22 protein-coding genes are annotated in these 21,870 nt (G+C 42.3%); 13 read left to right on the top strand and 9 right to left on the bottom strand.

What is annotated here, in order from left to right:
* Positions 1-9 precede the first annotated feature (9 nt).
* From MZO40_RS11120 to MZO40_RS11110, 3 genes are read left to right on the top strand one after another with little or no spacing between them, the layout of a single operon-like run.
* The gene (locus MZO40_RS11120) at positions 10-1,062 is read left to right on the top strand and encodes a Gfo/Idh/MocA family protein (protein WP_252133282.1); all 1,053 of its coding nucleotides are present in this window, start codon (positions 10-12) and stop codon (positions 1,060-1,062) included.
* Positions 1,063-1,096: 34 nt separating this feature from the next.
* Positions 1,097-2,134, top strand: a complete 1,038-nt coding sequence (locus MZO40_RS11115) for a Gfo/Idh/MocA family oxidoreductase (protein WP_105960864.1) — start codon at positions 1,097-1,099, stop codon at positions 2,132-2,134.
* Positions 2,135-2,171: 37 nt separating this feature from the next.
* Complete coding sequence (locus MZO40_RS11110) at positions 2,172-3,584, top strand: sugar porter family MFS transporter (RefSeq protein ID WP_050338131.1); 1,413 nt, start codon at positions 2,172-2,174, stop codon at positions 3,582-3,584.
* A 127-nt stretch (positions 3,585-3,711) separates the two neighbouring features.
* Here the strand turns inward: MZO40_RS11110 and MZO40_RS11105 are convergent, their stop codons facing one another.
* The 5 genes from MZO40_RS11105 to MZO40_RS11085 are packed head-to-tail and all read right to left on the bottom strand — an operon-like array spanning position 3,712 to position 7,101.
* The gene (locus MZO40_RS11105; RefSeq protein WP_050338132.1) at positions 3,712-4,434 is read right to left on the bottom strand and encodes a class II aldolase/adducin family protein; all 723 of its coding nucleotides are present in this window, start codon (positions 4,432-4,434) and stop codon (positions 3,712-3,714) included.
* 16 nt (positions 4,435-4,450) lie between these two features.
* Positions 4,451-4,708: a hypothetical protein gene (locus MZO40_RS11100; protein ID WP_050338358.1), complete on the bottom strand. Its 258-nt coding sequence runs from the start codon at positions 4,706-4,708 to the stop codon at positions 4,451-4,453.
* Positions 4,709-4,713: 5 nt separating this feature from the next.
* On the bottom strand, positions 4,714-6,270 hold the full coding sequence (locus MZO40_RS11095) for a PTS galactitol transporter subunit IIC (protein ID WP_050338133.1): 1,557 nt from the start codon (positions 6,268-6,270) through the stop codon (positions 4,714-4,716).
* A gap of 37 nt (positions 6,271-6,307) precedes the next feature.
* The gene (locus tag MZO40_RS11090) at positions 6,308-6,619 is read right to left on the bottom strand and encodes a PTS sugar transporter subunit IIB (RefSeq protein WP_050338134.1); all 312 of its coding nucleotides are present in this window, start codon (positions 6,617-6,619) and stop codon (positions 6,308-6,310) included.
* A gap of 20 nt (positions 6,620-6,639) precedes the next feature.
* Entirely contained in the window at positions 6,640-7,101 is a 462-nt protein-coding gene (locus MZO40_RS11085) for a PTS sugar transporter subunit IIA (RefSeq protein WP_105960865.1), read from the bottom strand.
* A 297-nt stretch (positions 7,102-7,398) separates the two neighbouring features.
* Between MZO40_RS11085 and MZO40_RS11080 the strand changes: the two genes are divergently transcribed.
* Positions 7,399-8,178, top strand: a complete 780-nt coding sequence (locus MZO40_RS11080; protein ID WP_050338136.1) for a DeoR/GlpR family DNA-binding transcription regulator — start codon at positions 7,399-7,401, stop codon at positions 8,176-8,178.
* Between the two features lie 82 nt (positions 8,179-8,260).
* Here the strand turns inward: MZO40_RS11080 and MZO40_RS11075 are convergent, their stop codons facing one another.
* Positions 8,261-9,235 (bottom strand): helix-turn-helix domain-containing protein, encoded by a 975-nt coding sequence (locus tag MZO40_RS11075; protein ID WP_105960866.1) that lies wholly within the window; start codon positions 9,233-9,235, stop codon positions 8,261-8,263.
* Between the two features lie 124 nt (positions 9,236-9,359).
* On the opposite strand from MZO40_RS11075, the gene MZO40_RS11070 reads away from it, so the two are divergent.
* The 7 genes from MZO40_RS11070 (at position 9,360) to MZO40_RS11040 (ending at position 15,879) form a co-directional block, all read left to right on the top strand.
* Positions 9,360-10,688, top strand: a complete 1,329-nt coding sequence (locus tag MZO40_RS11070) for an MFS transporter (protein ID WP_050338138.1) — start codon at positions 9,360-9,362, stop codon at positions 10,686-10,688.
* Entirely contained in the window at positions 10,688-12,154 is a 1,467-nt protein-coding gene (rhaB, locus tag MZO40_RS11065) for a rhamnulokinase (RefSeq protein ID WP_105960867.1), read from the top strand. The genes MZO40_RS11070 and rhaB overlap by 1 nt, the downstream gene beginning before the upstream one ends.
* Positions 12,155-12,469: an L-rhamnose mutarotase gene (gene rhaM / locus MZO40_RS11060; RefSeq protein WP_021337415.1), complete on the top strand. Its 315-nt coding sequence runs from the start codon at positions 12,155-12,157 to the stop codon at positions 12,467-12,469. It begins immediately after the preceding gene.
* 18 nt (positions 12,470-12,487) lie between these two features.
* Entirely contained in the window at positions 12,488-13,771 is a 1,284-nt protein-coding gene (locus tag MZO40_RS11055; RefSeq protein WP_105960868.1) for an L-rhamnose isomerase, read from the top strand.
* 60 nt (positions 13,772-13,831) lie between these two features.
* Complete coding sequence (rhaD, locus tag MZO40_RS11050) at positions 13,832-14,677, top strand: rhamnulose-1-phosphate aldolase (RefSeq protein WP_050338140.1); 846 nt, start codon at positions 13,832-13,834, stop codon at positions 14,675-14,677.
* A 16-nt stretch (positions 14,678-14,693) separates the two neighbouring features.
* Positions 14,694-15,389 (top strand): YitT family protein, encoded by a 696-nt coding sequence (locus MZO40_RS11045; protein WP_050338141.1) that lies wholly within the window; start codon positions 14,694-14,696, stop codon positions 15,387-15,389.
* Between the two features lie 88 nt (positions 15,390-15,477).
* Positions 15,478-15,879 carry a YueI family protein gene (locus tag MZO40_RS11040; protein WP_050338142.1) on the top strand — a complete coding sequence of 134 codons (402 nt, stop codon included), beginning with the start codon at positions 15,478-15,480 and terminating at the stop codon, positions 15,877-15,879.
* A 174-nt stretch (positions 15,880-16,053) separates the two neighbouring features.
* Here MZO40_RS11040 and MZO40_RS11035 read toward each other — a convergent pair whose 3' ends face one another.
* Entirely contained in the window at positions 16,054-17,520 is a 1,467-nt protein-coding gene (locus MZO40_RS11035) for a catalase (RefSeq protein WP_105960869.1), read from the bottom strand.
* 244 nt (positions 17,521-17,764) lie between these two features.
* On the opposite strand from MZO40_RS11035, the gene MZO40_RS11030 reads away from it, so the two are divergent.
* Positions 17,765-18,967 carry an NAD(P)/FAD-dependent oxidoreductase gene (locus tag MZO40_RS11030; RefSeq protein WP_105960870.1) on the top strand — a complete coding sequence of 401 codons (1,203 nt, stop codon included), beginning with the start codon at positions 17,765-17,767 and terminating at the stop codon, positions 18,965-18,967.
* Between the two features lie 140 nt (positions 18,968-19,107).
* On the opposite strand, the gene MZO40_RS11025 is transcribed toward MZO40_RS11030, so the two are convergent.
* Both MZO40_RS11025 and MZO40_RS11020 read right to left on the bottom strand, forming a co-directional pair.
* On the bottom strand, positions 19,108-19,794 hold the full coding sequence (locus MZO40_RS11025) for an N-acetylmannosamine-6-phosphate 2-epimerase (protein WP_010015006.1): 687 nt from the start codon (positions 19,792-19,794) through the stop codon (positions 19,108-19,110).
* 31 nt (positions 19,795-19,825) lie between these two features.
* Positions 19,826-20,704: an N-acetylneuraminate lyase gene (locus tag MZO40_RS11020; protein ID WP_021338136.1), complete on the bottom strand. Its 879-nt coding sequence runs from the start codon at positions 20,702-20,704 to the stop codon at positions 19,826-19,828.
* 262 nt (positions 20,705-20,966) lie between these two features.
* Here MZO40_RS11020 and MZO40_RS11015 point away from each other — a divergent pair, with 262 nt between their 5' ends.
* A complete protein-coding gene (locus MZO40_RS11015) occupies positions 20,967-21,830 on the top strand; it encodes an ROK family protein (RefSeq protein WP_252133281.1) in 864 nt (287 codons plus the stop codon).
* The last annotated feature ends 40 nt before the right edge of the window (positions 21,831-21,870 follow it).

Genomic DNA, 21,870 nt, shown 5'->3' with positions numbered 1-21,870 from the left:
ATTATTATTATGGCTGAAACACATGTAACTAAAGTAGGTATTGTTGGTATTGGTTTTATTGGATCAGATCATTTGCATCGTCTAAGCAAGACTGTCGCTAACGTGGATGTTACTGCTGTGTGTGATATCGTTCCAGGTAAAGCACAAAAAGCATTGGATCAACAAGGACTAACTGCCACGACATATGAAGATTATCATGATCTTGTTAATGATCCTAATGTTGAAGTTGTCGTATGTACGGCAAATAACGAAGCTCATTATGAAATCGTTATGGCTGCACTAAAGGCTGGCAAGTTCACATTTTGTGAAAAACCATTAGCACTCGATGCTAAGCAATGTATGGATATTATTGATTCGGAAAAGAAACTTGGTCGTCGTATGTTGCAAGTTGGGTTTATGCGGCATTATGCACCTGAATACGTTCAAATGAAGAAAATGATTGACGATGGTGTCATTGGAAAGCCTTTGATGATGGATCAACGTCATTATAATCAAACCCAACCCGAAGAATATGATTCTTCACGGTCAATTATTGAAACTGCGATCCATGAAATCGACATTGACCATTGGTTAGTAAATGATGATTATGCAAATATTCGGGTATTTAGTCCAAAGCAAACCCGTCATGTTCAAAATGCAAAAATTCAAGACCCGCAAATTGTCATGATCGAGACTAAGACAGGTATTAACATCATCAACGAAGTCTTTGTTCGTTGCCAATACGGGTATGATATTAAGTGCGATGTTATTGGTGAAGAGGGTGTTCTTGAATTACCAACGGTTCCACAAGTTGCGACTCGCTTGAACGCACAATACAGCACCGCAATTTTAACGGATTGGAAAGCTCGCTTTGAAAGCGCATACGACATTGAATTCCGGGACTTTATTAATCATGTTTCGCAAAATGAATCACCTGTAGGTCCATCAGCTTGGGATGGTTATATTGCTGCTGTGACCGCTGATGCAGCACTAGAATCACTTGCCGAAGATGGTGCTAAACAAGACTTAGACTTCCCAGCAACACCAGAATTTTATACCGAAAGTGAAAAAGTCTCCGAATAACTGAGCAACATTGTTTTACGCGGGAGGAAATAAAATGGGTAGAACAAGAAAGCCATTGCGAGCTGCAATTATTGGCCTGGGGCGATTAGGATCTCGACATGCACGTCATTTAGCAAATCAGGTCCAGAATGTTGAGTTGGTAGCCGCTTGTGCTCTAGACGAGAAACAACTGAAGTGGGCCCAAGATGAGCTCGGCGTTAAGACGACCTACACAAACTATAAAGATATGATCGATACAGAAGACCTTGATGTGATTTTTATTGTTGCGCCAACACCATTTCATCCAGAAATGACAATTTATGCCATTAACGCTGGACTAAGTGTTTTTTGCGAAAAACCATTAGGGCTTGATCTTGAAAAGGTTGATGAAATGGCAGAGGTCATTAGGTCGCACCCTGATCAAATCTTTCAGAGCGGTTTTATGCGTCGGTATGATGACTCGTATCGCTATGCTAAGAAAATTGTGGATGATGGCGGGATTGGCAATATCATTTATATGCGTGGATACGGGATTGATCCAATATCTGGCATGAACAGCTTTACGAAATTTGCCACTGAAGCGGATTCTGGCGGTATCTTTGTAGATATGAATATTCATGATATTGATCTGATTAGGTGGTTTACAGGACAAGAGCCTGTTCAAGCTTATGGGCTAACTAGTAATATAGCTGCCCCACAGCTTGCTGACATTGGTGAGTTCGAAACCGGTGTTGCTCAGTTGAAAATGGACGGCGGTGTTATTGCAACATTAATCGGCGGTCGACATGCTGCTCATGGCAATCAAGTTGAGCTTGAAATAATGGGATCAAATGGTTGGTTGCGAGTCGGCGAGCATCCAGACTTGAATCGAGTCACCGTATTTAATGAGAACGGTGTCGTTCGTCCATCACTTCAGAGTTTTGGTGAACGCTTTGACGATGCATTTACTGATGAGGTGCAAGATTTTGTGCATAACGTTATTGTTGGAAAGCAGCCGGAAGTAACAGTAGATGATGGTATCAAGGCGTTGAGGATCGCCAAAGCTTGTCAACAGTCTGCCGATGCAGGAAAGCTAGTCGATATTCGGCTATAAGGACAGACGTTAGCTTGGTTAGAAAGAAGGTATCATAATGGACGTTAGCGGAAGTACTGATAGGAAGAGCAATTCACATACGGGCTTTCTTTGGTTAGCAACATTTATAGCCGCAATGGGATCGTTGCTCTTTGGATATGACACAGGGATTGTTAATGGCTCCTTAGAATTCATGGCAGTAAAGGGTCAACTTGATTTAACTGCATTTCAGCAAGGTATTGTTTCGTCTGGACTAACGCTTGGTGCAGCATTTGGGGCAATTATTGGTGGACCTTTTGCGGATAAAATTGGACGAAAAAAGATTTTAACTATCTTAGGTATCATCTTTTCAGTCGGAGCATTAGGCTGTGCTTTTGCAACAAATATTACTATTTTAATTGTATTCCGGTTTATCTTGGGTTTAGCAGTCGGCTCAGCATCTGCTAACGTACCAGTTTATATTGCCGAAATTGCACCGACTGAGTTACGGGGGAAAATGGTCACTACTGCGCAAGTGATGATTGTTTCTGGCCAATTTGTTGCCTTTGGTGTCAACGCAGCCTTAACTCCTTTAGGTGCAGAAAATGCTGCAATTTGGCGCTGGATGTTAGGATTAGGAACGATTCCTGGTATTATTCTTTGGATCGGAATGTATCTTATCCCAGAATCACCAAGATGGTTGGTTTCGCAGGGAAAGATGGATAAAGCATTAGGCGTATTACGTCGAATTCGTTCAGCTGCTAGTGTTGAGTCTGAAATGAAAGAGATCCAAGACAAGGATAAAGCAGACAAGGAATTAAATGCGGAGCAGGCAACGTTCAAGGAATTAATTAGCAAACGATGGGTTGTACAGATTTTAATTACCGGTGCGATGTTGGGAATTATTCAACAGTTTGCTGGTATTAATTCTATTATGTATTACGGTGGTAAGATCATCCAGGAATCTGGGTTTGACACTACTGTCGCTGCGATTTTGAATGCAGGTAACGGATTTTTGTCAATTGTTGGTGCTGTTTTAGGAATGTTCACGATTGATTGGTTAGGTAGGCGTAACCTAGAGTTTGCGGGGCTAACAATCTGTGGAATTACGTTAGTTGCTGCAGGGGTTATTCATACTGTTGCGCCTAATGCAAGCTGGGCCGGAATAACGATTGTTATTTTGGTTTATCTATACATTATTTTCTTCCAAGGAACATTGGGACCAGTTACCTGGCTAATCAATTCAGAAATCTTTCCGCAAAGATATCGTGGAATTGGAACTGGTATTACCATCTTTGTATTATGGATTGGTAACTTCATCGTCGGGTTGTTATCACCAGTATTACTAGAATGGAATATGTCGAATACATTTTATATCTTTGCCGTTTGTTGCGTATTAGGTATTATCTTTGTTGCATTACGGGTACCAGAGACTAAGGGTGTACCGCTTGAAGAAATTGAAAAGTATTTCCGGACTAAGTATGATAAGTAGTCATCGTAAAATGACTAACATATCGAGTGATGGATACGTAACAGTGATCATATAACGTCTAAAAGAACGTTACATGGAATTATTTCCATGCGGCGTTCTTTTAGTTTCCATAGATGATTTATTACAGTTAATCTAGAAATGCTGTCGTATCAGCACCACAAGATTGGTATTGCTTAATCAAGCCTAACTTTTTAAAAATAGTTTCCTGGTAGGCGATCTTAGCGTTCCACTCTACGGTTTCTAGAATCCGAGTCGCTTCGTGTAGATCAGAACAGGTTATTAAAACACCATGACTATTTAGAAGGAAGATATTCTCTAACGCACCGTCACCAAGTGCGGTTAGGCTCTCGTGAACTTGATCTGCTAGTTCTTGAGAACATGCTTCTTTATAAGGTAAACATTTAATCTTGCCTAACTTCTGATTAACAGCGGTAATTTCAGTTACATTAGGCATGTCTTGACCAATCGTTGCCCAAAACATCGATTCTTCGGCGTGAGAATGATAGACAACTTTAATTCCTGGATTGGCTTCATAGGCACCGATATGCATATTAATTTCACGGGTCAAACGACCGACGCCATCAATTTGTTTGCCAGTTTCAAGATCTACAACTAGAATTTGCGCACCAGATAGCTTTCCAAACCAAGCCTCAGACATAAAGGTTGGTGTCATGATTAAGTAATCGTGATGCTTCTTGATCTGAACGGGACCATAATTGATGTCACGTGGTGCCGTTATTTTCACAGAAATATTGCCACCAGCTACATTCGTGTTCTTACGATTAAACATTTCTCGAGCGACGCTAGCTAAATCACGTCGTTCAGCTTCAAAAACATACGCTTCAGTCATTTTTACACCCCTTAACTTATTGATTATGACGATTTGCGTTTCTTGCTCTCAACATTTCTTTTCGATATTGAGCACGTTTGGCTTTACGCTTAGCATCGAATTTTCCAAATAGAGATTGGTTGCCCTTAAAATAGATGAGTTCGCTAAGTCCCATTACAAGCAGACAAGCACCAATACTGTTTGTACTCAATGCTTCGATAAAGAGAACGACATCGATAAATAGTAATACTGACCAAAACAGCTTCTTTTTGACTTCGTTATTCGTTAGTCGCAATCTGATCACCGCTTATTATCTTTTGAAATATTACTAAAGTTCATGCCGTCTAAGTCATCAAGCTCATCTTGCGAATTAGAATTATCTGAAGATGGCTTAGTTGTGCGACTGAAATCCATATTATCTAAGTCATCTAAGTCAGTGTCTGAAGAGGATGCGCTACTTACAGGAGTAGATACATTGGATGATGTTGCTTCGGTCACACCACTACCTGCAAGAACGTAGCGTTGACTTGGGAGTTTTGCCTTGTTCTGGTCAATGTATAGCCAGATAAATCCAACCAACCATAGAATTGAGAGCCCGATTGCCCACCATTCACCAGTGAACGCCTTTGCGAAGAATAAGCGAAAATCTGGACCTTCAAATGTAGACCAAGAGAGTTGTTGACCTGCGTGAACTTTAACAGTACCAGTTGATTTGGCTAAGTTGGTAATGATTGGTGCAAAGTAGGTTGCTCCGTATAGAAAGACTGGGGTAGTGATGAATCCTAATACGAGCATTCGTAATAGGTTGGCGCCAGTTAATAGCAATGCGGCGACAACGAACGAAAGATTGATGATACCCGCGAAAGGTAAAACAGTATTACCAGGCAAGATCATTGCAAAGATGAGCATGATCGGGACTAAAATTACGACGGTAACCCAAAGCTCGTTTCGCCCGGCAAGAATTGGCCAATCTAAACCAATAAAGACCTCACGACCGTTAAAGTGTTTCTTCATGAAGTCACTCATCGCATCGGCAATCGGGGAAAGCGCTTGCATAAATAACTTTGAAATCATTGGGAATAAAGTCATTGCGGTAGCCGCTTGAATGGCAAGGTTTAAAGACTTGGAGACTGAATATCCAGCACCAAATCCTAATAGCACACCAATGATTGCACCCATGACAGTATTATCACCGAAGACACCGATCTTTTTCTGAAGTGCTGCTGAATCAAACGGTCGATTCATAACAGGAATGAAATCGAGCAATTTATTGAGTGGTTGCAAGATTACGGCAAATAATGTGACAAAGTGTGGGACTGTTACACCGGGCATACCAGTTAAGTCTTCAATATGACGTTGCCACATGTCCCCTGCTTTGAGTTCCAAAACAATTTGGATGCCGGCGACGATAAAGCCATAAAATACGTTGTGAGTGAAATATAAGACGACAACATATGTGAAAATCTTGTTCCAAACATTCCACATATCGACATTTAATGTTTTTGTCCATTTAAATGTGAGCATAATAAAGTTTATGGCAAGTAATAGTGGGAAAAATAGAAATGCGGACTTATAAGACCAAGTGATTGCTGCGACCCCAGTCCAACCAGCATCGATGGCATTTAGACTAAGATGGAAAATTTTGGACATTGCCTTAGCTGCTGGAGAAATTGAATCCATCATGTAATTAACGACCAGTGTCATACCGCTAAAAGCGACACCGAGTGTTAAGGCTGCCAGTACGGATTTCTTGAGCTTTAATCCAGCGATCGTTGCAATAATAAACATGATTAACGGAACGAAGACTGGGCCACCTAAGTTAAGAACGTAATTGACAATTGTTTTTAACACATCCATAAATGAACACCTCCTAAGAATGAATATGGTTCATTGATTATGCTTGCATGGCTTTTAATGCGGCGATAATATCGCGATAAGCAGCTTCCGGATTCTGGCCTGTAAATATTGGCAAACCGTTGACTGAGGCGATATGATGTTTATCGACGATTGCTTGAATTTCTTCGTTTGGTCGAGCAATCCAAACATACACATCATAATTCGCTAAAATATCAGGTAGCTTCTTGAAATCAGTTGCTTCGACTTCGACGCCGGTAATGTGATGATCGTCAAAAAAGTCAACAATGTGCTTCACGACTAGTTCGCTGGAAGCAACTCCGCTCCCACATGCAACAATAATTTTTGCCATAATAATCTACTCCTTTTGAATTATTTGAACTTTTTCGATAGATAATTGAACATCTCTTGCGGGTCAGCAATTTTTGTAAAACGTGTGACGAATTCCTGATTCTGAATTAATGCCATGAATTTCTGCAATAATACTAATTGATCATCTGACTTGGTGATACCAAGGAAAAAGAATGTGCTAGCTTTTTCCTCAGTGTTATAACCCATTTGTAGCATCTGAATAGGTGCCTTAGTCGTCACGACACACACAAATGGTTTGTTGATATTCTCTGGGTTTGCATGTGGTAACGCAATTGAGATGTAATCACTAACAACTCCTGTCGGAAATTCATCTTCACGTTTATTCAGCGCTGCTTCGTACGATGGTTTGACCCATCCTCGTGAAAGTAATTTGGCGGCAACTTGCTGATATAAGTCAACACGGCTTTCAGCATCGAGATTCAGAAAAATCAAATCGGATTGAATCATATCTTGATCGTTCATAACAACACCTTCCTAGCATTTGTAAGCGCATACATTTAGTTCTGGTAAAAAGTAATTGTGATTAATCACTAAAAAAATAAATTGATTTAAGCCAGTATGCTAATATGTTAGTAATCGTTAATACAACATCTCAAAGCAAAATCATATTGCCCCACCAGCTCTTATCAACAATCAGTATATGGTGGCGTTACGGCGTTTTGTAGCCAATTCGACGTAACATGAAACTCATTCAATTTTTTCTGGTTAATTGTTCAAATTAAGCTGAAAAAATTCAGAATTGTTCAATTGGAGGGTAATATGGTAAGTCGAGATGATCGTGTTTTACACATACTTAAGATATTGAATAAGCATCCGAGAATCAGTGTAAAAAGATTAATAGAACTAACAGGCGAAAGCGTCTCTACTATGAGGCGAGATTTGATTGTTTTAGAACAGTCTGGAAAGGTGAAGCGAACGTTCGGAATGGTATCGTTACTGGAAGATACTAATATTGAGTTTGCGTCTCCTTTTCGGTATCGGACGCATGTTGAGGAAAAAAAGGTGATTTGTCGATTGTTGGCGAAGCATGTGATTAAAGACAATCAGGCGATGTTTATCGATCCTAGTACAACCACAGCGTATTTGCCTAACTATCTAACGGAGCGGCAGAATATCAAGGTGATTACGGATAATCTACAATTTGCTGTTGCGGCTAATCAGATGACTAATCTGACACTTTTCTTGACTGGAGGTTCACTACGGCCTAACTCTAACTCGCTATTGGGAAGTCATACGATTCAGGATATTGGCATGTTTCGACCACAGTTAGCGATTGTTTCGTGTAGCACGCTGGACAATACGGGTGCCTATATTGCAGATATGGAACAAGCGGATGTCAAAATTGCGATGATGAGAAGTGCTCGTGAAAGTATCTTGGTTGCTGATCATACGAAGTTTCAGTCTGATAATTCTGACTATATTCAATTAGCAAAATTTCCAGCATGGTCAACAATTGTGACTGATGTTGCACCTGCTGATCATTTTTTGAATGAAATGAAACGACTAGGTGTAAAAGTAATTTATCCAAAAGCTAAGTAGGTAGTAATGGAATGACAAAAGTACCGGCCATTATCAACATGAGTTTGACCCATGTTGATAATGGCCGGTACTTTTATTAGAATCAACGATCTGCGCTAGGAAGCTTTTGATAATATTGCTTATATTTTCGGTAAAAGAAAGTTTTATTCTTGATGCCAACTTGATCCATGATGGTTGCAATTGGAAGCGACGTTGAGGTGATTAGGGTGTGGGCTTGGATTAAACGTTGACGAGTCAATACCTCACTGAAGGTTTGCCCAACTTCTGATTTGAAAACGTTGCTCAAATAATTTTTATTATAACTGTAACGTTGGGCCAGTTCATTTAGGCTAATTGTTTTGTACTCTTGGGCAATGACTTTTAGAATTTTGATGGTTAATAGTTTCGTTTTATTCTCTTGATGTGGTCCAGATACCGGATATTCACGAACCAGTTGAACAAGTAAAATCGATAGATACGACTTAATGATGCTATTTGAAAAATCATTATTAGAGTAGTATTCTTCGATGATTCTATCTAAGGTTGCTTGTACTTCTTGATTCCGTCTCTTGGTAAAAATCAGATAATCACGGTTCTTATTCTGCTTATTAATAACCTGACTAAGTAAAAAGTCATAAAAGATATTGTTACTCCTCCTCAAATCATTCAGCAAACTAATACTAATATTCTTAGTCCGAAATAAAATATTGATCAACAAATCATCCTCACCCAGCGCTTTAATGGAATGTGTAGAGCCGTTATCCAGGAGTAACAAATCGCCAGTGTTGAGTGTAATCTGCTTTCCATCAACGATCTCGGTGGCGCTCCCTTGTAACATATAATTCATTTCCAAAAAGGTGTGCGTGTGGGTTGGATAGTCAGCATAGCGATTGTGACGACTGATATAGATGTCCTTGTTTCTAAAAAAATAATTGCTTAGTACGCGTCCGTGTTCCTTTTGAGAGAGCTCCTGGTTAATGGCATAGGGGGGCATATCCTCGACGAAACGATGAGACGCTTTTTGTTTTTCTTCAATTAACGTTGGCTGCTTCAAAAAGTTTAAAATACGTGTGTTCATTCACAATCCTCCCTGTAAATATGATACCAATGAACCTCGTAAGAGTTATTGTAGCATCTTTATGGTGGCGGTTACAATGTGTTTGTAAACAAATGAAGCCGCTTACTAAAGGAGGGTATTTTAAATGAGTAGTAACAAAAAGGAATCGCACGGTTCAACAATTGCCGTATCAATTACTAATTTTTTGGATTCTGGTTCAATTGTTGCTGGTGCTAGTGGTTTGACTTTATGGACGAAAGCATTGGGATTATCAAGCTTCCAAGTTGGTTTATTGGGTGCTTTGAGTGCCAACGCGTTTGGTTCAGCGATTGGGGCCTTGATTGGTGGGCATCTATCAGATAAATATGGTCGAAAGGTGATCTACACCTACGATATGTTGGTCTACATGGTCGGAACAATTATCATTGCAGCATCTGTTAACTTTCCAATGCTGTTAGCTGGCTTCCTGATTACTGGGATTGCGGTTGGTGCTGGTGTTCCTGCATCGTGGACTTATATTTCAGAAACATCGCAATCAACTAATCGGGCACAGAATATTGGTATTTCACAATTTGCTTGGTCGTTGGGACCCGCAATTATTTTCGCAGCCGGTGTTGCGTTATCGCCACTAGGTGTCATGGGTAATCGGATTTTATTCATTTTCTTAACGATTGTTGCCTTTATTGCATGGCGTCTGCAAAGCAAATTGGACGAATCACAAGTTTGGGTTGAACAGAAACAACATGAACGGGCGACTGGTGAAAAGCCACATCCTTATCGTGATTTATTCTCAAATGCCATTAACTTAAAGTCATTGTTCTTCTTGATTGGTGTTTATATGTTCTGGAACTTGGTTGCCGGGGCAATGGGCTTCTTCATGCCATATGTCTATGAAACTGCCGGTGGATTGACAAACTTACAAGCGAACTTATTACAGGCGGTTCTCTGGGTCTTTACTGCGGTTGCTACCTATGTCGGCTTTGCTCGCTATGGTGACCGTGCAAATCACCGGATCTTCTTTGGTGTTGGTGCCGCGATGGCCGTTGTTTCTTGGGTTGTCTTAACCTTCGCCGGGATGAACTGGACTAGCCTCTGGATCTTCGTTGCTGTTTGGGGAATTTCAGCTGGTATTGGTGCACAAGCATGGTACGCCTTATGGGCAACTGAATTATTCCCAACGAAATATCGTGCAGGTTCTCAAGGTGTTATGTTCTTCGTCGTTCGTGGTTCAGCTGGTATTTGGTCAATCATCTTCCCAACTATCCTGACAACGATGGGCTTCAAAGCCGCCGGAACATTCATGATCGGATTATTGCTTATTTCGTTGATTATTGGGGTTATTTGGACACCACAAACACGTGGTAAGTCACTCGAACAAATTACCAAAGAACGTTATGGTGATGAATTTGAAGATGAAAAGCAGTCAACAACGAAAACAACGATTAATACCAATGCTACTGGAGATGCAAAGTAATGAAATCATATATTGCAGTTGATATTGGTGCTTCCAGCGGTCGCTTGATGCTTGGACAACAAAAGCAAGGTCGATTGACGCTACAAGAAGTTCATCGTTTCTCCAATGGATTCGCGATGAAAGATGGGCATGACCGCTGGGATGTCGACCATTTAATTGATGAGATTTTTAAAGGCCTGGAAAAGGTCAAACAGATGGGCATTAACGACGTTGAGCTGGGGATTGATACTTGGGCTGTCGACTATGTCTTGGTTGGTGAAGATGGCCATAAGTTGGAAGATCCAATTAGCTACCGTGATAAGCGTACGCATAATGCAATCCAACAGTTAACGAGTGATCTACCTAAAGAGTATATTTATGAAAAAACTGGGATTCAATTCCAAGATTTCAATACGCTCTACCAACTTTACAAGGAAAATCATCAACTGTTAGCGAAGACGGACAAGATTATGATGATGCCAGACTACCTGGGTTACGTTTTGACCGGTAATGCGGTTACTGAAATTACGAATGCTTCTACGACCCAGATGTTGAACTTGCGGGTTGGCTTATTCGATAAAGATTTGTTAGGCAAAGTCAACGTGTCACAAGATCAATTTCCACGACTAGTTGAATCTGGTTCAATTCTAGGAAACGTGAGCCACAAATGGCATAACCAGTACGATATTCCGGAAGTGGAAGTCGTGACGGTCGCCACTCATGATACGGCCTCCGCGGTTGTCGGAACGCCAGGTGAAGGTGATCGGTGGGCCTTCTTGAGCTCTGGGACTTGGTCGTTACTCGGAACAGAACTGAACGTGCCAGAAAACGGGCTCCAAGCATTTCATGAAAACTATACCAACGAATGGGGCGCATATGGGACGTACCGCTTCCTGAAAAACATTATGGGATTATGGATTGCGCAATGTGTGCGTCATGAATTGGACGATAAATATAGTTTTGGTGAATTAGCCAAAATGGCCCAACAAGTCAAGCCGTTTCAACAGTTCATTGACATTAACGACGACCGCTTCACTAATCCAGACAATATGGTTAAGGAACTTCAGGACTACTGTCGTGAAACGAAGCAAATTGTTCCGGAGACGCCAGGTGAAATCTTCCAGGCCATCTATTCTAACTTATCGTTGTTCTATGCTAATGAACTGTCTAAGCTGGATCGAATTCTTGGTTACCATATCGATACACTCAATATTGTTGGTGGTGGTAGCAATGTCGCGTTGATGAATCAGCTAACGAGCACACTGGCCAATATTAAAGTTGTTGCTGGTCCGAGCGAAGCAACTGCGGTCGGAAATATCATGGTTCAGATGATCGCTAGTGATGAAGTCGAAAATATTAGTGCGGGACGTCGGCTAATTGCGGAATCGTTCGACTTGAAACGTTATCTGCCAGAAACCAATAAGTATGGCGATATTTTAAAAGAGTATCAACAATTTTTAACTCATAAAGCTAAGGAGATGGTGTAGATGGTTCGGTTAGGACAAGTGATGTACTTGCATAAGGATGCCTACGAAGAATACGCCAAACGGCATGCGGAACTGTGGCCAGAAATGAAGACAGCGCTCAAGGAATATGGTGCGACGAATTATTCAATTTTCTTAAATAAATTAACTGGTCAAACCTTTGCCTATTTGGAAGTACCCGATGAAGCGACCTATAACAAGATTGCAGAGACAGATATTTGCAAGAAGTGGTGGAAGTATATGGAACCACTGATGGACACGAATGAGGATAATAGTCCGGTTACTACTGATTTACAAGAAGTCTTTCATTTAGATTAAATCTAGGAGGAATTACTAATGGTTAAAACTGATGAAGTCGAAAAAGCTTATCAAGTCGCAAAAGAACGTTACGCCGAAATCGGTGTCGACACTGAAAAGGCCATGGAAGCCTTAAAGAAGGTTAAGTTATCGGTCCATTGCTGGCAAGGTGATGACATTCATGGTTTCCTGAATCCTGATCAAGAATTAACTGGTGGGATTGGCGTTTCTGGGGACTATCCAGGGATTGCACGGACACCTGACCAATTAACGGGTGATTTACACGAAGCACTGTCATTAATTCCAGGGAGTCATAAAGTGGCTTTGCATACTTTGTATGCGGTTACAGATAAGAAAAAGGACTTCAATGAAGTCGGTCCAGAAGATTTCAAGTATTGGGTAGACTGGGCTAAGCAAGAAGGCATCGGCTTAGATATGAACCCAACCTTCTTCTCACATCCAATGGTTAAACACAACTTTACGTTAGCTAGTCCTGAAAAATCAGTACGGGACTACTGGATCGAAGTTGGTAAGAAATCACGGGAAATCGCTAATTACTTTGGTCAAGAACTGGGACAACAATCAGTTAACAACTTCTGGATTCCAGATGGTTTCAAGGATAACCCAATTGATAAGCAAACACCACGTGAACGCTTAATTGAATCCTTGGATGAAGTCTTCGCTAAGAAGTATGACGAAAAGAATACGATTGAAGCCGTTGAAGGAAAGTTATTCGGGACTGGGATCGAATCCTACACGGTTGGTTCTCACCTGTTCTACAACAACTACGCCATTAGTCGGGGCAAGCTCTGGACGATCGATGCTGGACACTGGCACCCAACTGAAGATGTCTCTGACAAGTTCTCAGCCTTCATGCCATTTGGTAAAGGCCTGATGTTACACGTTTCACGTCCTGTTCGTTGGGATAGTGACCACGTTGTCGTCTTTGACGAAGCCTTACAACGGATTACACGTTCATTGGTTCGCGATAATGAATTGGAACGGACCAACATTGGTTTGGACTTCTTCGATGCCACTATCAACCGGGTTTCTGCTTGGGTCATTGGTGCACGGGCAACCCAAAAGGCCTTACTCCAAGCAATGTTAGCACCAATTGATGACTTGAAGAAAGCTGAATTGAACTATGACTTTACGAAGCGCTTAGCCATTACTGAAGAATTGAAGTCCTTCCCATTCGGCGCTGTCTGGGATGAATTCTGCTTGAAGAACAATACCCCTGTTGGCACGGATTGGCTTGATGAAATTCATAATTATGAACAAAAAGTTCAATTTCCACGGGACAAGAAGACTGTTAACGCATAATCACGATTGATCAAGAATTCAGCCAGATTCAAAAATTAAGAAGAGAAGGTAATTAATATTATGACAGCATTTATCGATTCACCATATGTACGCAATATGGCTAAAACAACAGAAAATTTATATCGGCACGGTTGGGATGAACGTAACGGTGGTAACGTCAGTCTTCGTTTGACGAAAGAAGAAGTCGAAGCATACACCGGCACCGACAAAGTGTTACGTCAGATTTCAATTGACTTTGATGCGAGCGAACTTGCAGGCAAGTACTACCTGGTTACAGGAACTGGTCGTTACTTCAAGAACATGGTCGAATTTCCAGAACGCGACATGGGCTTGATTCGGATTAGTGAAGTTGGCAACAGTGTTGATTTAATGTGGGGCTTTAATGACGGCGGCGAACCAACGAGTGAATTCCCATCACATTTGATGAGTCACATTGCTCGTCTAAAGAAAGACCCAGATCAACGGGTCATCATGCATTGTCATCCAACTAACTTAGTCGCAATGACTTTCACGATTCCGCTATCATCCAAGCGTTTCAGTCGGACACTCTGGAAGATGCATCCTGAATCAATCGTTGTCTTCCCTGAAGGTGTGGGTGTTATTCCATACATGTGCCCAGGGACCAACGAAATTGGTGAAAAGACCGCTGCTAAGATGGCAGATTACCGGGTCGTTGTATGGCCACATCACGGCGTCTTCGCAGCTGGTGATTCATTGGATGAAACCTATGGATTAGTTGAAACGGTTGAAAAGTCAGCATTGATCTATACGACGATCCGCGCTCAAGGCGGCGAAGTCTTACAATCATTGACTGACAAGGACTTCCGTGACCTCATCAAGCGCTTTAACTTGAAGGCTAATGAAGATTTCTTAACTCCGGATGCAGTTGGGGCAACGGTTGACTAGACTTAACTGAAAGAGGATGACCATCGTGACTAATAACCAAACGCTTGTCCAACACGATTGGTTGAAACGGTGGGCCTTCCTCGGGTTATCACTCCTGATTAATTCGGTCGGTCATGCGCTAACGGTTGTCATGAACCTCGGCAGCGCAGTTTGGACCGCTTCAGCAGTAAACCTGTATCACTTATGGCCATTGAGCTTACAAGCAACCTTATTTACTTGTGGTGTCGTGGTGGTGATCATGAATGCAATCCTAATCCATCAAATTATTTGGCGGCGAATTATCGGTAACTTATTGTTCACCTTACCGTTTAGTGTCTTAATTCAATGGTTTACGGGATTGATTCAGCGAACAGGGATTACAGCGTTACCGCTAGGAATTCGAATAATTATTGATGTCTTCGGTGTTCTGTGTGTCGCACTTGCGACGTCAATCTATCAGCGTGCTAACTTAATCTTGCATCCCAATGATGATTTTATGCAGATTATTCGGTTTCGGTACCTCAAAGGCAATGCAACGATCGCACAGATGGTTCATTACATTCCACCAGTGATCATCATGGTGATTACTTTCTTAATAAGTGGTCAGTTATGGGCCGTCAATGTGGGCACTGCAATTTGTCTGTTCTTTCAAGGAACGTTCATAGGTTATTTCGATAAACACGTCTTTCTTAATTTAAAGCATTATGGCTTAGATACGATTCAGCGTGATTAAGTATCAATGGGGACCTAAATCTCAATCAGAGATTTAGATCTCTTTTTTCATCAGATGCGATGCCAGTAGCAATAGTGGAGGAATGGAGATGCAAAACGAACAAGCAGACTTAGATAAACGGCTTCAAAACGCGGTTTTTGGACTGCCATTATTAAAACCGGATGAGCAGCATCGGTGCCTAGGAACTTTTAGTGAACGAATCGAGCTACGAATTTCTTTTGCAGAAGCGCTACGCTATGACTGTACGCAAGCGCTACATGCGATTCTAAAAACTGATGCAACTTATCAGTTATTACTGAATGGTCAACTTGATATGGATATTATGGGACGGTATATTCGCCTGGCTAACCAGTATGACATGTTGTTTGCCATCAAAAATAGTCAATATTATCACACTGATCCGGATAGTGCGGCGGTGATCTTATGTGCCGACCACGCGCTAAATCGCGATGAAGTCGACGTCCTCGCCCGCTATCCAAAATTAAAGTAGCACAGGCACAAAAAATACGGGCCGAAGTTTAACAGACTTCGACTCGTATTTTGATGTGGGCAAATGTTGCGTTTGTTCTGATGCTTGTCGCTACGGCCTAATGCCAATGCTGTCACTCGGAAAAATAAAAAGTGGTTTTGTCCTCGAGCATTCAGCAGGACAGCCCGCAACCAACTATGATTTCAAAATCGCCTCAATATCCATCCCCAACGCTTCCGCAACGCGGGTCCCATAGTTAGGGTCAGCGCCGTAGAACTGTTTGATTTCCAGCTCTTTAACACCAGGAAGCGTCACTTGGCCCAGACCATCGCGAATGGTAGCAATCAGACGGTCTTGCTCTGCTGGTGTCATTAGGCGATAGAGGTCACCAGCCTGAGTCGTGTAGTCGACTTGATAGTGATAAGGACGCGCACCAGTCGTCCCCTGGACCTGATCAGGTATGATTTCCGCGTCTGGGACTTCTTGCGGGCCACGGCGAGAATTGGGTTCATAGTTCACCTCGTCGCCTTGATTGTCAGCTTTCATGAAGCCATCGCGTTCGTAATTGTGAACGGGGACGACGGGCTTGTTGACTGGCAAATCTTCAAAGTTGGCGCCAAGACGGTAACGCTGGGCATCTTTGTACGAGAACAACCGGCCTTGTAGTAGTTTATCAGGGGAGACCTCAATGCCAGGGACTAGATTAGCAGGCGACATGGCAGCTTCCTCAATATCCGTAAAGTTATTGGTTGGATTCTCGTTAAGCGTCAATTTACCGACTTTAATCAGTGGATAATCATGATGAGAAACGACCTTAGTCACATCAAAGATATCCCAGCGATAATGCAGGCCTTCTTCATATGGAATAATTTGAACATACAAAGTCCATGACGGATAATTTTGTTTTTGAATCGCGTCATATAAGTCATCTTGTAAGTAATCCACGTTTTGAACCATTGCCTTTTTAGCGGCTTTAGCGGTCATATTCTTGACACCTTGATCAGAAATGAAGTGATATTTGACCCAGAACTGTTGATTATCCTGGTTGACCCACTTGAACATGTGGGAACCGTAACCGTTCATGGTGCGATAGGATGCTGGCAAGCCGCGGTCGCCCATCAAATAAGTCACTTGATGCAATGATTCAGGTGAATGTGCCCAGAAATCCCACTGCATGTTTTGAGTGCGGCGATTAGTCTTAGGATCACGTTTTTGTGAGTGGATGAAATCAGGAAACTTCAGGGGATCATTGACGAAAAAGACCGGCGTATTGTTGCCGACAATATCGTAATTACCCGCTTGAGTGTAGAACTTCAAGGCAAAGCCGCGCACATCGCGGACCGTATCCGGATAACCTTTTTCGCCAGCAACTTGTGAGAATCGTAAAATGACCGGGGTTTGTTTACCAACACCATTGAACAAATCCGCCTTCGTGTACTGACTCATGTCGTTTTCCAGCTCGAAGACGCCCTTAGCGCCGGCACCCTTTGCATGGACGACCCGTTCTGGAATTCGTTCACGATCGAAATGGGCAAGCTTTTCTAGCAAATCGTAATCTTGTAATAGTACTGGCCCACGGTCGCCAGCAGTTTGCGAATGCTGATTGTCAGCCCATGGTTGTCCAGCTGCAGTGGTTAAATCCGATGGCTTTTGATTGGTCATAATGACGCACTTCCCTTTCATTAATCAGATTAATTGTGTACAATTTAAATGTACTACGATGATTGTACGTATTCAATCAAAGTGAATGGGTAAGATCATGATTTAAGTAGCAGCTGGTCATAATGACTAGTCTTCAGTGAATGACGGGGGTCAGTAGCCGCCAAGATGCGTCATTTTTGGTACACCCGCCGCGGTTATACTATAATGAGGGTCAATGAACAAGAATAATTATGGAGGCGATAAGATGAGCACAATGGATAACGAACGCACCTACCGATATGTGATTATTGGTGGTGGGATGGTTGCTGGTTATGCAATCAAAGGCATTCGGCAAGAAGATACTAAGGGATCGATTTTAGTCATTTCACAAGAAGCTGATGTTCCTTATGAACGACCAGCATTAAGTAAGAAGTTATGGTTGGATGATGAATTTACCGAAGAGAATATCCGCATCGGTGCTGAAGATTATCCCGATGTGACGTTTGAATTTAAGACGAGCGTTCAAGCAATTGATCGAGAAGCCAAGACGATCGCGTTGGATGATGGGCAGACGATTCATTATGAACAATTATTGTTAGCGACCGGCGGCGAACCTCGTACGCTCAAGGGTCCCGATGATCCACACGTTCTTGTCTTCAGACAGTGGTCAGATTATCGTAAACTTCGTAAGTTTAGTGGTCCCAACAAGCGGGTCGTCATTATTGGTGGCGGCTATGTCGGTACCGAACTAGCGTCATCGCTAACCCAAAATGACACGCAAGTCACGATGATTTTCCCAGAAAAAGCACTGGGTGAGGGGAAATTCCCTGAAAAGATTCGGGCGGAATATGAAGCAACCTTTAAAAACAATGGTGTTGAACTACTCAGTGGTCAGATGGTCGAATCATATCAACGTGAAGGCGACCACCTGACAATCACGACAAAGGACGGCTCAGAAATCGCCGCAGACACCATTATTATTGGTTTAGGCGTGACACCACGGATTTCATTAGCTGAAGATAGTGGCCTGGCATTAGCCGATGGTGGCGTCAAAGTTGACGGTTATTTACAGACCAGCGATGAGGCTATCTGGTCAGCTGGTGACATTGCCTCTTATCCAGATCAAATTCTAGGCCGGCAACGAATCGAACACGTCGACCATGCGCGTAATTCTGGTGAACTGGTCGGACGGAACATGGCGGGGGCGCATGTCCTTTATCAGCATACGCCGTACTTCTATTCCATGATTTTCGATATTTCATGGCAAGCTGTCGGGACGATTAATCCGGAATTGCAAACTGTTTTTGATGATCGCGATAACGGGACGATCGTCTACTTCTTAGATGACGAGCAGCTTGTCGGCGTCTTGATCTGGAACGTTAAGGTTGATCTAGATGATGTCCGAGACTTGCTGGCAAATCCACCGGCTGATAACAAGACTTTAGTGGGCTCGATCAAAGAACAGTAATCCACTTTGGATATAAGCTGCTGAGTAATTGCCCAATGATTGAAATTACGAGTTAGGCTCAAATTAAAAGCTAAATCGTCAAAAAGAACTGGCTGCAAACGGATTTCCGCTTGTAGCCAGTTCTTTTAACATAGCCAATTCTAGAGTGCATCGATGAAGTTCTTGGCGATTTGTAGTGGTCGGGTGATGGCGCCACCGACGACCACGGCGTGACAGCCGAGGTCTAAGCAACGTTTCATCTTGGCCGGCGTGTCAACTTTGCCCTCAGCGATAACGGGGTGTGACGTTGTCTTGAGGACCGCTTTCAGATAAGCAAAGTCATCATCGGCAATGTTGGCGCCCTTAGTTGCTGGCGTGTAGCCGTGCATGGTGGTGCCAATGATGTCGAAGCCGAGCTCGTCTGCTAAGCGAACGTTTTCGAGCGTATCTGTATCTGCCATTAACAGGGTGTCTGGAAATTCAGCCCGCATCGTCGCAACGATGTCAGCGAGCTTTTCACCATTCGGTCGTGGTTGTCCAGTCACATCGCATGCGACCGCAGCACAGCCGGTTGCAGCGACAGCCCGCATCTCTTTAATAGTTGGGGTAATGTAGACCGGTGAATCGGGATAGTCTACTTTGTTGAGGCCGATAACCGGTAAATCAACTTCGTCTTGAATCGCTTGGATATCAACGATGGAATTGGCACGAATACCGGCGGCCCCAGCTTCCTTAGCAGCAAGCGCCATTCGCGACATAATGAACGAGCTATGCAGTGGTTCATCTGGCAAGGCTTGGCACGAAATGATTAGTGAGCCCTTTACTTGATCTAGGAATGTGTTTTTCATAAAAAAGACCGCTTTCTACTATAAATTAGGATTAGTTTTTGAAATATTTTTCGTAAATTGCCTTGGCGCCCGCTTCCATTTCTGGGGTTGGTTGGCTCATTGGCTTCTTGACGACGCCTGCATCAACGCCCAGGTGCTTCATCACTAATTTCAGAGTTGGGTAAATGTCGTTGGCAATTAAATCAGTAATCATATCGTTACTGATATGTTGTAATTCACGTGCCTTTTCAATGTCGCCAGCTTCAAAGGCATCCATTTCAGCCCGGACTCGTGGTGCGTTCAAGTTATAAGTTGAACCAATGCAGCCATCTACATTCAATGCTAATGCTGGTAACAACATTTCGTCAAAGCCAGATAAGATCAGCTTATCAGGGAAGGCATTACGAACACGTTCGAGTAAGTAGAAATCAGCGTTCGTGTACTTAATTCCGATAATCTTTGGATTTTCAAAGAGTTCTGCGAATTGATCAGTAGTTAGGGCAACCCCTGTTAAAGCTGGAATGGAGTAAATCAGTAACTTGTTATCCACGTCTTTGAGGATTTCGTTGTAGTAATTTTTAATCTGTTCAAATGTAAAGTTGTAATAGAATGGCGTTACAGCTGATAATTTTGGATAGCCAAGGTCAGTTGCGTATTTGGCAAGTTCTTTAGCTTCCTTTAAGTTTAGTGAACCAACTTGGGCCACCAAGTCAATTGCACCATTGGCTTCGTCATAGACAGTCTTCATAACCTGTTTCTTTTCGTCAGTGTTCAACATGAAGGCTTCGCCAGTACTCCCACAGACGTATAACCCATCGACTTTGTTAACATCAATGTTGTAACGAACTAAAGCACGAATGCCATCTAAATTAATGTTACCGTCTTTATCAAAGGCCGTCATTTGTGCTGCATATAATAATTTTTTAGTCATAATTATAAAACTCCCTAAACTTAGATTCTTGATGTGATTTGTAATAATCATTTGGAAATTCAACCGCTTACAGGGAGTACTATACCGAGTAATAAAAATTATTGCAATATAATATTTTGGTAATTATTATCATTTTCACCGGAAAACGCTTACATATCAATAGAACGCCTGATATTAAATTTCTTTTCCGGTTGATACAAAAATAATTATTGTGGTATCGTAAGGCCATTCATTGCAATTAAGAATGGTGAGGATGATGATTATGACTGAATTATTTTTAACATTTGATATCGGGGGAACCTCGATTAAGTATGGGCTAATTGATCAACAATTACAGCTGAGCCATCAAGGTAAGTGTCTAACTGAACAGAACAAGGATGGTTTTATTCTTAAACAACTATTGAAGGTGACTGCTAGTTATCAAGCACAGTATCCACTGACTGGTATTGGGGTCAGTACGGCCGGCATTGTCGGTGCAGCTGGAGAGATTCAATACGCTGGGCAAACGATTCCAGGATATCAAGGGACCCCCATTAAAGCTGCGCTAGTAGCACAATCTGGACTACCAGTAGTCGTTGTTAATGATGTGGATGCTGCGCTGCTAGGCGAACAACTGACTGGTGCTGCAAAGGGAGCGACGTCCGCATATTGTGTTGCGCTAGGGACTGGTATCGGTGGCGCATATGTTGAAAACGGCCAATTAATGACTGGGGTGCATGCGACAGCTAACTCGATTGGGTACATGTTATACGATTCAAAAACACAGACGAATTATGAACAACGGGCTTCAACGCTGACGCTTGAACATCAGTTAAAACCATATGGAATTAGCGTTAAGGACGCTTTTAGTGAAGCAAAGATTGGTCATGCGCCTTATGACCAAATGATCAAGACATGGGCAGAAGAAGTTGCGACGGGGATTGCACCAGTTCTTCTGTTGTTCGATCCAGAAGTACTATTACTTGGTGGTGCAGTTTCGTTGCAAGGACAATATCTCGTTGATTTGTTAACTAATGCACTAAGTCCGCTGTTACCACCAAAATTAATTCAGACCAAAATTCGGGTTGCGAAATTAGCCGATAAAGCCCAATTGTACGGGGCTGTGGCTGGTTTGTATAAGCAATAATTATTTTTATTTAAAAAGAAAGCGTTTACAACTATCGTTT

This window comes from Lactiplantibacillus sp. B652 (assembly GCF_023806745.1).
Taxonomy (GTDB): Bacteria; Bacillota; Bacilli; order Lactobacillales; family Lactobacillaceae; genus Lactiplantibacillus; species Lactiplantibacillus pentosus.
Note: the sequence above shows the minus strand (reverse complement) of the source record. Positions and strands in the feature narration are given on the sequence as shown.